The 12,572-nt window shown below is 74.6% G+C and carries 14 protein-coding genes and 1 pseudogene; 9 read left to right on the forward strand and 6 right to left on the reverse strand.

The window, feature by feature from the left end; all coding sequences use genetic code 11:
* Positions 1–35: 35 nt before the first annotated feature.
* The gene (locus A3CO_RS40310) at positions 36–1,223 is read left to right on the forward strand and encodes an FAD-dependent monooxygenase (RefSeq protein WP_084681559.1); all 1,188 of its coding nucleotides are present in this window, start codon (positions 36–38) and stop codon (positions 1,221–1,223) included.
* A gap of 101 nt (positions 1,224–1,324) precedes the next feature.
* Here the strand turns inward: A3CO_RS40310 and A3CO_RS40315 are convergent.
* From A3CO_RS40315 to A3CO_RS0104230, 3 genes and pseudogenes are all read right to left on the reverse strand, one after another.
* Positions 1,325–2,923 (reverse strand): annotated as a pseudogene (locus A3CO_RS40315) (amidohydrolase); the annotation flags it as partial.
* Positions 2,924–2,974: 51 nt separating this feature from the next.
* The gene (locus A3CO_RS29970; protein ID WP_018330986.1) at positions 2,975–3,247 is read right to left on the reverse strand and encodes a hypothetical protein; all 273 of its coding nucleotides are present in this window, start codon (positions 3,245–3,247) and stop codon (positions 2,975–2,977) included.
* Positions 3,240–4,442 carry a PspC domain-containing protein gene (locus tag A3CO_RS0104230; RefSeq protein WP_018330987.1) on the reverse strand — a complete coding sequence of 401 codons (1,203 nt, stop codon included), beginning with the start codon at positions 4,440–4,442 and terminating at the stop codon, positions 3,240–3,242. Before A3CO_RS0104230 ends, A3CO_RS29970 begins: the two co-directional genes overlap by 8 nt.
* A 164-nt stretch (positions 4,443–4,606) precedes the next feature.
* Between A3CO_RS0104230 and A3CO_RS0104235 the strand changes: the two genes are divergently transcribed.
* Positions 4,607–5,869 carry an ATP-binding protein gene (locus A3CO_RS0104235; RefSeq protein ID WP_026204271.1) on the forward strand — a complete coding sequence of 421 codons (1,263 nt, stop codon included), beginning with the start codon at positions 4,607–4,609 and terminating at the stop codon, positions 5,867–5,869.
* Positions 5,866–6,534 carry a response regulator gene (locus A3CO_RS0104240; RefSeq protein WP_026204272.1) on the forward strand — a complete coding sequence of 223 codons (669 nt, stop codon included), beginning with the start codon at positions 5,866–5,868 and terminating at the stop codon, positions 6,532–6,534. Before A3CO_RS0104235 ends, A3CO_RS0104240 begins: the two co-directional genes overlap by 4 nt.
* Before the next feature lie 45 nt (positions 6,535–6,579).
* Here the strand turns inward: A3CO_RS0104240 and A3CO_RS29975 are convergent, their stop codons facing one another.
* Positions 6,580–7,056, reverse strand: coding sequence for an ArsI/CadI family heavy metal resistance metalloenzyme (locus tag A3CO_RS29975; protein ID WP_018330990.1), 477 nt, complete (start codon positions 7,054–7,056; stop codon positions 6,580–6,582).
* A gap of 92 nt (positions 7,057–7,148) precedes the next feature.
* On the opposite strand from A3CO_RS29975, the gene A3CO_RS0104250 reads away from it, so the two are divergent.
* The 5 genes from A3CO_RS0104250 (at position 7,149) to A3CO_RS0104270 (ending at position 10,406) form a co-directional block, all read left to right on the forward strand.
* Positions 7,149–7,571 (forward strand): ArsR/SmtB family transcription factor, encoded by a 423-nt coding sequence (locus tag A3CO_RS0104250; protein ID WP_018330991.1) that lies wholly within the window; start codon positions 7,149–7,151, stop codon positions 7,569–7,571.
* A complete protein-coding gene (gene arsB / locus A3CO_RS0104255; protein ID WP_018330992.1) occupies positions 7,568–8,659 on the forward strand; it encodes an ACR3 family arsenite efflux transporter in 1,092 nt (363 codons plus the stop codon). The genes A3CO_RS0104250 and arsB overlap by 4 nt, the downstream gene beginning before the upstream one ends.
* A 49-nt stretch (positions 8,660–8,708) precedes the next feature.
* Entirely contained in the window at positions 8,709–9,065 is a 357-nt protein-coding gene (locus A3CO_RS0104260; protein ID WP_051085846.1) for an arsenate reductase/protein-tyrosine-phosphatase family protein, read from the forward strand.
* An 11-nt stretch (positions 9,066–9,076) separates the two neighbouring features.
* Complete coding sequence (locus A3CO_RS0104265) at positions 9,077–9,358, forward strand: hypothetical protein (protein ID WP_018330994.1); 282 nt, start codon at positions 9,077–9,079, stop codon at positions 9,356–9,358.
* Between the two features lie 367 nt (positions 9,359–9,725).
* On the forward strand, positions 9,726–10,406 hold the full coding sequence (locus A3CO_RS0104270; protein ID WP_026204273.1) for a hypothetical protein: 681 nt from the start codon (positions 9,726–9,728) through the stop codon (positions 10,404–10,406).
* A 60-nt stretch (positions 10,407–10,466) separates the two neighbouring features.
* Here the strand turns inward: A3CO_RS0104270 and A3CO_RS0104275 are convergent, their stop codons facing one another.
* The gene (locus A3CO_RS0104275) at positions 10,467–11,093 is read right to left on the reverse strand and encodes a TetR/AcrR family transcriptional regulator (RefSeq protein ID WP_018330996.1); all 627 of its coding nucleotides are present in this window, start codon (positions 11,091–11,093) and stop codon (positions 10,467–10,469) included.
* Positions 11,094–11,166: 73 nt separating this feature from the next.
* Here A3CO_RS0104275 and A3CO_RS0104280 point away from each other — a divergent pair, with 73 nt between their 5' ends.
* Positions 11,167–12,213 carry a zinc-binding dehydrogenase gene (locus A3CO_RS0104280; RefSeq protein WP_018330997.1) on the forward strand — a complete coding sequence of 349 codons (1,047 nt, stop codon included), beginning with the start codon at positions 11,167–11,169 and terminating at the stop codon, positions 12,211–12,213.
* Between the two features lie 5 nt (positions 12,214–12,218).
* Here A3CO_RS0104280 and A3CO_RS0104285 read toward each other — a convergent pair whose 3' ends face one another.
* Positions 12,219–12,557: a cupin domain-containing protein gene (locus A3CO_RS0104285; protein ID WP_018330998.1), complete on the reverse strand. Its 339-nt coding sequence runs from the start codon at positions 12,555–12,557 to the stop codon at positions 12,219–12,221.
* Positions 12,558–12,572: the final 15 nt, after the last annotated feature.

Here is a 12,572-nt window from a genome sequence, read left to right on the forward strand (position 1 = left end):
GTTTTATCTTGGCCGCCAAGAGATATCCTGGCGGCATGGGAACGCGCGTGGTGGTCGTGGGAGGTGGACCGGGCGGGGTACTGCTGACGTACCTCCTGGCCCGGGGCGGCGTGACGGTGACGCTGCTGGAGGCGCGGCACGACTTCGCGCGGCGCTTCCGCGGCGACACCCTCGCCCCCGGGGTGCTGGAGTACCTCGACGACCTGGGCCTGGCGCGCGACCTGCTCGCCGAGGTCCCGCACACCCGCTCGGACGCCTTCCACTGGCACACGCCCGAGCGCACCTACCGGCTCGTCGACTACCGGGGCGCGTCGAAGCGCTTCCCCTTCTACGCGCTGATCCCCCAGGCTCGGTTCCTCCCGTGGCTCGCCGCGCGCGCCGAGGGCTTCGGGGCGACGGTCCGCCTGGGAGCGCGGTTCTCCGACCTCGTCCGTGACGGCGACCGCGTCACCGGGGTCCGGTTCACCGTCGACGGCGAGGCCCACGAGCTCGCGGCCGATCTCGTCGTCGGCGCCGACGGCCGCTCGTCGAAGGTCCGCGCCGCGGCCGGCATCAGTGCCACCGAGCTGGGGGCGAGCCTCGACCTGCTCTGGGCCGCGGTCGACCAGCACGACGACGATCCCCCGTCGTCGGGACTCGACCTCTTCGCCCGCCCCGGCGGCACGATCGCCCTGCTCGACCAGGGCACCGGGCAGTGGCAGCTCGGTTGGTCGATCCCCGCCGGCACGTTCGGCGAGGTGCGCGAGGCGGGCGTCGAGCCGCTGATCGACGCGCTCGGCACGGTGCTGCCGTGGCTCGTCGACCGTGTCCGCGCGACGGTCGTGTCGGTCAACGACCTGACGCTGCTGCCCGTGCGGATCACGACCGTCGACACGTGGTCGACGCCCGGTCTGGTGCTGCTCGGGGACGCCGCACACGTCGTGAGCCCCGTCGGCGGCAACGGGATCAACCTCGCGCTCGCCGACGCCGCCGAGCTGGCGAACCTCGTCGTCAGCGGGGAGGACCCGGCCGAGCTGGAGCGCCGGCGCCGACCCGCCGTCGAGAAGGAGCAGCGGGGGCAGGTGCGGATCGAGCGGGCGGCGGCGAAGCGCAACGCCGCCGGGGTGACCGGCCCGCCCACGGCATTGCGGGTGCTGTCGAACGTCCCGGGCTTCTCCCGGCTCGCCGCGCGGCGGTCCCGGGTGCCGATGGCACCTCCCGTCCCGGCGATCGCGGGTTCCTGACGACGGGTCGCGGAGCTGCGACGACGTGGCGTTCCTGCCACTGGATGACAGCAACGACGCTTCGCTGTCAGAGGAGGCGGGGAGTGCGTCCACTCCCCGCCGACCATCGTGGCCACGACCTCGACGCCGCCGATGCGGTCCGGGTCGACCGCGGTGACGTCGTCGCCGAGCACGACGAGGTCGGCGTGGAAACCCGGCGCGAGGACGCCGCGCGAGGCCTCGTCGCCTGCGATCCAGGCGGTGTCGACGGTGAGCGAGCGCAGCGCGGTGACGGGGTCGACGCGCTCCTCGGGGCCGAGCAGCCGACCGGACGAGGTCCGTCGCTGCACCATCGCCTGCATCGTGCGCAGCGGGTGGCCGTCGCCGACGCAGGGACGGTCCGAGGAGGCGGGGACCCGGACGCCGGCGCGCAGGAACGCGGCGTGCCGGTAGAGGAGGTCGGCCCGCGCGTCGCCCACCGCGGCGACCATGGAGTCGCCGATCTCGACCAGGAACCGGGCCTGGGGCACCGGCGTGATCCCGAGGGCGGCGAAGCGTTCGATCCCCTCGTCGGTCACGACGCCGGCGTGCTCGATCCGGTGCCGGACGGTCGGGCGTGGCAGCCGGGACTGCGCGTCGGCGAAGGCGTCGAGGGCGGCGGCGACCGCCCGGTCGCCGATCGCGTGGGCGGCCACCGTCCAGCCGGCGAGGTGCGCGCCGACGACCATGCCGTGCATGTGCTCGGGGTCGTCCTGGTAGTAGCCGGCGTGGTCGCGGTCGCGGAACGGCTCGCTCATCGCGGCGGTGCGCGAGCTCAGGGCACCGTCGAAGAAGATCTTCATGGGGCCGAGCCGGAGACGGTCGTCGCCGAAGCCGGTGCGCATCCCGAGGTCGAGCCCGACCCCGTCCCCGCCCGGGACCTCGTGCAGCGCGGCGTCGACCGGCATCACCTGGACGCGCTGTGCGAGCAGGCCCTCGTCCCGGGCGAGCTGGTAGGCGGCGAGCTCGCGGGGCGTGCGACCCATGAAGCCGCCGGCGATCCCGCACTCGGTGACGTGGGTGAGGCCCTGCTCGGCGTAGACCCGGGAGGCCCGCGCGAGGGCGGCGGCGACGTCGTCGACCGCGTAGGGCCGCATGAGGTCGGCGATCAGCGGCTGGGCGGCCTCCTCGACGACCCCCGTGGGCTCGCCCGCGTCGTCGAGGACGACCTTCCCGCCCTCGGGGACCACTGCCGTGCCCCCGAGGATGCCTGCGCGACGCAGCGCCGCGGTCGAGGCCGCACAGACGTGCCCGGACCGGTGCTGCAGCCGGACGGGGCGGCCGCCCGCGGCCCGGTCCAGCGCGGCGTGGTGCGGGGACCCGCCCAGCCGGACGTCGTCGTACCCGGACCCGACGACGAACTCGTCGGGGCCCGCCGTCGCAGCCCGTTCCGCCACCGCGGCGTAGACCTCGTCGAGCGTCCGGGCCCCCGACAGGTCGATCTCGGCGAGGGTCTGCCCGAACCACGCCATGTGGTTGTGGGCGTCGCCGAAGCCGGGCACCACGGTCGCGCCGTCGCAGCTCACCGCCGTCGCGGCCGACCAGCCGGCCGGCAGCGCCCCGTCGTCGAGCACCGCCAGCACCCGCCCGCCGTGGATCGCGAGCCCGCGGGCGGGACGACCGGGGCCGTCACCGTCGAGGGTCAGGACGACGGCGTCGTGCAGGTGCAGGTCGATCCGCATGTGCCCTCCGGGCTCGTGAGCAGAAAGTGGGGCTGTAGGCCCACTTTCTGCTCACCTGCGCGCAGCGCACAACAGCGCCCCACCGCCCACGACGACGGCCGCTCCCGCCAGCACCCAGCGCGGGTCCACCGCGACCAGGGTCGCCGGGCTGATCATCGCGAGCGCTGCGACCGCGAGGCACACGAGCCCGACCAGCAGCGCGATCGGGTCGCGCCGGCGCCGGGCCCTCGTCGTCGTGGTGCCGGGCGCGGCGGCGTCGGGGTGGATGGTGGGCGAGTCGGTCGGGGTCGCCCAGGCGCGCGGGTCGTACCCGGACTCAGCCACGACGCACCGCCACGTCCCCCGCGCCGGTGCGGACGGTGAGGTCGACGACCTGCCCGCCCGGACCGTCCGGTCCGGGGTCGACGACCCGTACCGTGTCGCCGGTCCGCCCCAGGCAGTCGACGGTGCCGACGCCGTCGGAGCACGTCACGGTGACGTCGGCGGTCGCGGGCACGGTCACGGTCACGTCCCCCGCGCCGGCCTCCACGGTGGTGCGGACCGGCCCGCCCGGCGCCAGGTGCGAGAGGTCGAGCGTCACGTCGCCGAACCCGGTCCGGTACCCGGGCAGGACCTGGGCGGTCGAGAGGGGTGTCGCAATCACGTCGCCCATGCCGCGCTGGTCGCCGACGAACCCGTCCCCGGTGTCGATGGGCCGGGTCGCGGCGTAGGCGCCGAACACGGTCGCGACGACGAGCGGGATCGCGACGAACACGAGCCCGCGGCGCGGCCGGCCCGAGAGCCCGGCGCCGACGAGGCCGATCCCGACGACGGCGAGCGCGGCCGCCGGGATCCAGACGCCGGTCATGCCGGGGAGACCGAGCAGCAGCCCGACCGCGGCGAGACCCGCGGCGAGCAGGGCCAGTGCGAGGACGACCGGCGTCAGCGCGCTGCGGGGGCGTCGCTCCCGCACGGGACGTTCCGGACGAGGGGCCGGGCCGGGGAAGGCCCAGGCCTTCGGGTCCGCGCCGAGCGCGTCCCAGGCGACGGGCTCGCCGAGATCGGCCACGGCGGCGGCGACGGGCGGAACGCCCGGTGTGCCCGGGACGCCGAGGTCGGCGCGCGAGGAGTGCAGCAGGTAGAGGGTGACGGCCGCGAGCACGAGGGCGACCAGGGTGACGACCCGCCCGCCGGTGATGCTCCCGAAGGTCGCGATCCCGACGACGATCGTCGCGACGATGACGAGCACCGGTGCGCCCCGATCACGGCGGACACCGCGGTCGTGGCGCGGCGGGTCGGCGGGGTCCGCCGGCAGCACGAGCCAGCCCACCAGGTACATCAGCAGCCCGCCGCCGACGATCGCCCAGACCACGAACGCGACCCGCACCAGCGTCGGGTCCAGGTCGTAGCGCCGGGCGATCGCGCCGGCGACCCCGGCGATCTTCGTGTCCTCGTGACGGCGGGCGGGCCTGCTCTCCCACGCCCCCCGCGCGACGGCGGCGAGGTCCGTCCCGTCCTTCGTCCTACCGGCCCCGCTCATGGGCTCATCCTCTCGCTCCCGGTGGTGATGGTCCCCGAGCCTGCCGCCGGCAGCGAGGCCGATCGTCCGGGACGACCCCGGTCGGGGCCCCGGAGCGACCCCGGGATTTCTCGGGGTCACGCGGGGGGTGAACCCGAGGTCCGGGCGCCCGCCGACGTGTGACGATGGCTCCCGTGACCCGGACCGAGGAGCCGCCGACGACGGCACCCGCCGTCGAGCGGCGCGTGCGCCGGCACCGGCGCGGTGCGGTGGTGGCCGGCGTGGCCGGCGGGGTCGCCGACCACCTCGGCGTGCCGGTGCTGCGCGTCCGCGTGGTGTTCACGCTGCTGTGCGCCGTCGGTGGCGCCGGGGTGCTCGCCTACGGCGCGCTGTGGGTCTGCTGCCCGATGGAGCCGCCCGGCACCGAGCGCGAGGTCCACGACCGCGACCGGGTCCGGGGCTACGGCCTGGTCGCCCTCGGGCTGGCCCTCGCGCTCGTGCTCTCCGCGGTCGGGGATCAGCTCTCCGGCTGGATCCTCGGACCGCTCGGGATCGCGCTCGTCGGCGCCGCCGTGGTGTGGCGCGAGGCCGACGGCGACAACGGCACCCGGCGGACGGGTCGGCTTCGCATCGTCGCGGGGCGCGGCGGGATCCTGCGCGCCGTCCTCGGTGCCCTGCTCGTGGCCGGCGGGATCAGCGCCTTCCTCGTCACGAGCACCGACGTCGGGGCCGTGCAGTTCGGGCTGCTCGCCGCCACCGCGACGCTGGTCGGGGTGGTCGTGCTGACCGTCCCGTGGTGGATGCGGCTGGCCCGCGAGCTCACCGAGGAGCGCCGCGAGCGCATCCGCAGCGAGGAGCGCGCCGAGATCGCCGCGCACCTGCACGACTCGGTGCTGCAGACGCTGGCGCTGATCCAGCGGCACACCGAGGTCGCCGGGGACGAGACCGCGCGGGAGGTCCGGCGCCTGGCCCGTCGTCAGGAACGGGAGCTGCGGGACTGGCTCTACCGCGAGACCGCGGACGACGACGAGGCCGCGCAGGCCACCTGCTTCGGAGCGGCGCTGCGCGCGGCGGCCGGCGAGGTCGAGGACGCGTTCGCGGTGTCGGTGGCGCCGGTGATCGTCGGGGAGGCGGCGTTCGACGTCCGCACCGCGGCGCTCGTCGCGGCCGCCCGCGAGGCGATGACGAACGCGGCCAAGCACGCCGGGGTGGACGAGGTGAGCGTGTACGCCGAGTGCGAGGACGGGACCGTGAGCGTCTTCGTCCGCGACCGCGGCACGGGCTTCGAGCCCGACGCCGTCCCCGACGACCGGCACGGGCTCGCCGACTCCATCCGTGCCCGGGTCGAGCGGCACGGCGGGACGGTCCGGCTGCGGACCGCGCCGGGCGAGGGCACCGAGGTGGGGCTGACCATGCCCCGGACCGAACGAGCGGGTGAGGCGGCATGAGCTCTGCGGACGAGCCGGCGCGGGTGTTCGTCGTCGACGACCACGCCCTGTTCCGGCGCGGCGTGCGCGCCGAGCTGGAGGGGCCGGGCGCCCACGGCGTCACGGTGGTCGGTGAGGCCGGCTCGGTGGGCGAGGCGGTCGCCGGCATCGGGCACTACCGCCCCGACGTCGTGCTGCTCGACGTCCACATGCCCGACGGCGGGGGTGCGGCGGTCCTCGCGCGGACGCGCACCGAGTACCCCGACGTCGTGTTCCTCGCGCTGTCGGTCTCCGACGCGGCCGAGGACGTCATCTCGGTGATCCGGGCGGGGGCGCGGGGCTACGTCACGAAGACGATCTCGGGTCGCGACCTCGCGGACGCCGTGCTGCGGGTGAAGGCGGGGGACCCCGTGTTCTCGCCCCGCCTCGCCGGCTTCGTGCTCGATGCCTTCGCCGACCGCCCCGGCGCCGCACCACCGGTGGACCCGGAGGTCGACCAGCTCACCCGCCGCGAGCGCGACGTGCTGCGCCTGCTCGCCCGGGGCTACGCCTACAAGGAGATCGCGGCCGAACTGGTCATCTCGGTGAAGACCGTCGAGACCCACGTGTCGAGCGTGCTCCGCAAGACGCAGTCCTCGAACCGCCACGAGCTCTCGCGCTGGGCGAGCGACCGGCGGCTCGTCTAGCCGCTGCCGGCTTCGTCGGCCGTGGCCCGGTGCTGCCCGCCGACGTCAGGAGGACGCCTCCCCACCGGTGCGAGCGGGGGTGCAACAGGCTGGGCGGCCGTCGTCGTCCGCGTCGGGGTCGGTGGTCCGAGCGAGGACGCTGTCACCGAACACCGGGGAGTCCGCCGTGACGGTGTAGACCTCCCAGGGCTCCTGGCCGGGGCCGTGGACCCAGACCTTGTCCTGACGGGCGTAGCAGCAGACGGTGTCGTCCTCGACCTGGGTGAACAGTCCGAGTTCGTCGAGGCGGGCGGTGGCGTCGTGGACCTCGGTGGTGGTCGCGACCTCGACGCCGAGGTGGTCCATGACGGTGGGGCGGTCGGGCTCGCCCTCGAGCAGCACGAGCTTGAGTGGGGGCTCGGTGACGGCGAAGTTGGCGTAGCCGGGGCGGCGCTTGGCCGGCTCGGTGCCGAAGAGCTGGGTGTAGAAGCGGATCGAGGCGTCGAGGTCGGAGACTCGCAGAGCGAGCTGCACGCGCGACATGGTGGTCCTCCCGGAGCTCCGCCGACGCCTGTTTCGACGTCGGTCGAGACAGCACCTTGCGCGGTTGAATAGACGGCTGTCAAGGTAGACGCATGTCGAAGCAGGAGACCGAGGAGCGGGTGCTCGCCCAGCTCGCCGAGGTCGTCGGGTGCTGTTCGCCCCTGGCGCGCGAGCCGTTGTCGGCCGAGCAGTCGGGCGAGCTGGCGCGGGTGTTCAAGGCGATGGGTGACCCGGTACGGCTGCGCCTGCTCTCGCTGATCGCCTCCCATGCCGGCGGCGAGGCCTGCGTGTGCGACCTGACCGACGTGTTCGACCTGTCCGGGCCGACGATCTCCCATCACCTCAAGGTGCTGCGCGAGGCCGGGCTGATCACCGGGGAGCGCCGCGGCACGTGGGTGTACTACCGGGTGCGCCCCGAACTCCTCGCCCGGGTCGCCACCGTCCTCGTCCCCGCCGACCCCGCCGACGGGGTCGTGCCGGCCGGCCGTGAGGTGCTGCCGGTGGTGGAGGCGTGAGCGCTCCGGCGCGGGAGGACGCCGTCGTCGTCGGGAAGCTCTCGACCCTCGACCGGTTCCTGCCGGTGTGGATCCTCGCCGCGATGGCGGTCGGGCTGCTGGCCGGCCGCCTGGTCCCCGGCCTCGGTCAGGCGCTCGGGGCCGTCGCGGTCGACGGGGTCTCGCTGCCGATCGCCCTCGGGCTGCTGATCATGATGTATCCGGTGCTGGCGAAGGTCCGGTACGACCGGCTCGACACCGTGACCGGCGACGGCCGCCTGCTGATCTCGTCGCTGGTGTCGAACTGGCTGCTCGGCCCGGCGTTGATGTTCGCGCTGGCGTGGCTGCTGCTGCCCGATCTGCCCGAGTACCGCACCGGGTTGATCGTGGTCGGACTCGCCCGCTGCATCGCCATGGTCGTGATCTGGAACGACCTGGCCTGCGGGGACCGTGAGGCGGCCGCCGTGCTCGTCGCCCTCAACAGCGTCTTCCAGGTGATCGCGTTCGGGGTGCTGGGCTGGTTCTACCTCGCCGTGCTGCCCGGCTGGCTCGGCTTCCCGACGACGGGTCTGGACGTCTCGCCGAGGGCGATCGTCGGTTCGGTGCTGGTCTTCCTCGGCGTTCCGCTGCTGGCGGGCTTCCTCACGCGGCGGTGGGGGGAGCGCGCGAAGGGCCGCGACTGGTACGAGACGTCGTTGCTGCCGCGACTCGGGCCGTTCGCGCTCTACGGCCTGCTGTTCACCATCGTCGTCCTGTTCGCGCTGCAGGGCGATGCCATCACCTCGCAGCCCCTCGACGTCGTCCGGATCGCGCTGCCGCTGCTGGTGTACTTCGCGGTGATGTGGGCCGGGTCCTACGCCCTGGGGCGGGCGGTCGGGCTCGGCTACGAGCGGACGACGACGCTGGCCTTCACCGCCGCGGGCAACAACTTCGAGCTGGCCATCGCGGTCGCGATCGCCACCTGGGGCGCCACCAGCGGTCAGGCCCTGGCCGGGGTCGTGGGCCCGTTGATCGAGGTCCCCGTGCTGGTCGCGCTGGTCTACGTCTCGTTGTGGCTGCGCGGGCGCCTGTTCCCCGTCGACGACCGGCAGGAGTCCGCTCGTGCCTGACCCGCCCGAGGTGCTGTTCGTCTGCGTGCACAATGCGGGGCGCTCCCAGATGGCCGCCGCGCTCCTGGCCCACCGTGCCGCCGACCGGGTCCGGGTGCGCTCCGCCGGGTCCGCTCCTGCGGACTCGATCAATCCCGCCGTCGTCGAGGTGATGGCCGAGCTCGGCATCGACCTGTCCCGCGAGGTCCCCGGCAAACTCAGCACCGACGACGTCCACGCCGCCGACGTCGTGGTCACCATGGGCTGCGGTGACGCCTGCCCGGTGTTCCCCGGCAAGCGGTACCTCGACTGGCAGCTCGACGATCCCGCCGGCCTGCCGGCAGAGCAGGTCCGGCCGATCCGCGACGACATCGATCGCCGGGTGCGCGAGCTGATCAGTGAGATCGCCCCGCCGGAGCGTGGGTGAGGAGCTTCGTCGTGACCCCGAGCGCGCCCTCCGTCGAGCTCTTCAGCCACGAAGGCTGCCCCGTGGTCGAGCAGACCCGCGGGCTCCTGCGCCAGTGCCTCGACCTCGTGGGGCTCGACGACGTCCCCATCCACGAGCACGTGGGCGCCTACCCCTCGCCGACCGTCGTTCTCGACGGTCGCGACGTCACGGGGGGACCCCCGCCTGCCGCCGGAGTCCCTCGGTGCCGGCTCGACACCCCGACCCGCGAGCAGCTGCTCTCCGCGCTCAGGCGCGCGGCTCCGCGGCGCTGACGACGACTCGGGGGCCGCACGGATGATCAGAAGACCCGCGCGGGCACTGCGTCCGGTGCCGGGCAGCCGGTCTGCCGTGCGGACGAGCGAGCACCTGCGGCGGTCGGGCTGGCTCGATGACTCGCCGAGGGTGCTCGGTGATCCTGGTCGGTCCGATGTCAGTGGCACAGGGGGCTGCTCAGGGGGCCCTGTGCCACTGAAGTTGAGCGAATTGAGCGGGAGCGGAGCACGTTCTCGCGGGGAGATCGAACTGAGCCCGAGGGCCGTGGTTGCGACGGCGCTGCGGGAATCCTGACCGCAGCGGCCGCGACACGCCGAGGAAGCCGAATTTGCCGTCCTCGAAGATCCGGCGGCTCACGCTGGTCCGGTGATCTCTCCGTCGCGTCGGGCACGTACGTCGTCGATCTGCCTGGGCCTGCTGGTGGTCGCGGCGATGGCCACGGGGTGTGGCAGCTCCGGGTCCTCGTCGACGGCGTCCGCCGGCGTCGTCACGCACGCGTCGCCGTCGCTGGCGGCCGGGAGCGGCTCCACGGTCGGCGGTGCGAGCGGGGCGCCCGGAGGGGTCGTGACGGTGCCCGCGTCGGGGCACGTCAGCGGTGTCTACCCGGCGCGCTGCCGGGCCGTCGACGGCGGGCAGCGGCCCGACCCGACGTGCACCCCGGGCGCCGTCCAGGACGCGGTCACCCAGGCGACCATCGGTTCCACGATCTGCCGCCACGGGTGGACGGCCACGGTCCGCGCGCCCGAGTCCGAGACCACCAAGGTCAAGAAGGCCGCGATGATCGCCTACGGGGAGCCCGCCTCGACGTCGTCGACGACGGAGCTCGACCACTTCGTCCCCCTCGAGCTCGGCGGTTCCAACGACGTGCGCAACCTGTGGCCCGAGCCGTCCGACGAGCCCGGTCGTGGCGTGGGGAACTCCAAGGACGAGGTCGAGAACCACCTCAACGCCGCGGTCTGCCGCGGACAGGTCGGCCTCGTCGCCGCCCAGCAGGCCATCGCCGCCGACTGGACCACCGCCGAGCAGACGCTCGGTGTGGCGCGGTAGCGGCGGGACCCGGGGCCGGCTCGACCCGGGGTGGGCCGGGTGAACGGGGTGCGCGCGTGGTCACGAGGTGGAGCCGTGCGGTCCGCGTCCCGCACGATCTCCGGCCGATCCGAGCGAGGCCCGGACGACGGCCCCGGCCGCCTGCCGGGCTTCGGACACAGCGTCGGGATCCTGACCGGCGGAGAGGACGACGAACGCGCCCTCGTGCAGGAGCAGCAGGGTGGCCGCGACGGCGTCGGCGTCCGCCACGCCGCCCTCCGTGAGGACGTCGGCGAAGCGCTCCCGCAGCCACTGCTTCTCCTCGCGGATGAGGGCGCGGGCCGGATGGGCCGGGTCGGGGAGCTCGGCGGCGGCGTTGACGAAGGAGCACCCGCGTCCGTTCGCCGCGGTCCACGTCGCCAGCACCTCGAAGACCGCGTCCACGCGTGAGGACGGGTCGGGCGCGGCGGCCTCCAGCGCGTCGACGACCAGCTCGCGCCACCGTCGGTCGCGTTCGGCGAGGTACGCGACGACCAGGCCGTCCTTCGAGCCGAACCGGTCGTAGAGCGTCCGCTTCGTGACGCCCGACTCCGCGGCGATGGTGTCGACGCCGACCGCGTGGATCCCGCGCTCGTAGAACAGCGACGAGGCCACCTCGAGGATGCGTCGGGCCCCCGGGGTCAGCGTCGTCGCGGTCGAGGGCGTCACGGGCGTTCCTTCCTTCACAGGTCTGTGTAGTCTACCGGGCACCAAGGTTCACAGACCTGTGTAGGAGGGTGTCGTGCGAGCAGCGGTCCTCACCGCCTTCGGGGGTCCGGAGGTGCTGGTGGTGCGCGACGTCGAGGAGCCACGGCCGGGACGCGGCGAGGTGCTCGTCGAGGTCCGGGCGGCTGCGGTGAACAACACCGACCTCTGGACCCGGCAGGGCGCCTACGGGCTGCCCGGCCGGCCCGACGCGCTCGCCGGGTGGCGCGGTCCCGTCTCGTTCCCCCGGGTCCAGGGCGGTGACATCGCAGGCGTCGTCCGGGAGGTCGGGCACGGGGTCGACCCGGCGTGGCACGGTCGCCGGGTCCTCGTCGACCCGGCGCTCTACGACGGTCCGGGCGACGACGCCCGCCCCGTCGGCCTGCTCGGCAGCGAGGCCGACGGCGGGTTCGCCGAGGCCGTCGTCGTGGGCGCGGACCGGGTGCACGACATGACCGGCTCCCCGCTGGGGGACGAGGCGCTCGCCTGCCTGCCGGTCGCCTACGGCACCGCGACGGGCATGCTCGAGCGCGGCGCGATCGACGCCGGGGAGACCGTGCTCGTCACCGGCGCGTCGGGCGGCGTCGGCCTCGCGGCGGTCCAGCTCGCCGCCGCACGCGGCGCCCACGTGGTCGCGCTGACCACGCCGGACAAGGCCGACGCGGTCCGGGACGCCGGGGCCACGACGACGCTGGACCGGCGTCGGGACGCCGGGGACCTGGCGGACGCGCTCGGCGAGGTCGCCCCCGACGGGCTCGACGCCGTCGTCGACGTCGTGGGTGGTCCGGTCCTGGCGGCCGTGCTCCCGCGGCTCCGCGACGGCGGCCGCTGGGTGATCGCCGGCGCGATGGCGGGCCCGGTCGTCGAGTTCGACCTGCGCCGTCTCTACCTGCACAACGGGGCACTCGTCGGGTCCTCGATGCACACCCCGGCCCACTTCGCCCGGCTCGCGGCCGATGCCGTGGCCGGACGCGTCGAGCCCCGGATCGCCGCCCGCCACGCACTCGCCGACATCCACGCGGCCCAGGAGGAGTTCGCGCGTTCCGCCCACGTCGGGAAGATCGTCCTGGTACCGGGACGCTGACGCCGTCAGGCGCAGACGGCGATGAAGACGAGCCCCTCGCGCCCGGCCCGCAGGTGCCGCGACGACTCCTGCGTCACGGCGACGAACGCGCCCGGTTCGACGGCGATCTCCTCCCCGTCCACCACCAGCCATCCGCTCCCGCGCAGGATCGCGTAGGCGTCCTCGGCCCGGTCGTCCCGATGGTCGTGCGGCACGGTCTCCTCGCCCGCCGGCAGCTCGATCTGGTAGAGCCCGAACGCGGTCACCCCGATCGCCTCGCCGACCCGCTTCTCGAACGGGCTCGCCGCGGGGTGGGGGCCGCGCCCGACGGCGAGCTCGGATGGATCGACGATCTGGTAGGCCATGGCCGGAACGTACGC

The sequence above is a fragment of the Actinomycetospora chiangmaiensis DSM 45062 genome (assembly GCF_000379625.1).
GTDB lineage: Bacteria > Actinomycetota > Actinomycetes > Mycobacteriales > Pseudonocardiaceae > Actinomycetospora > Actinomycetospora chiangmaiensis.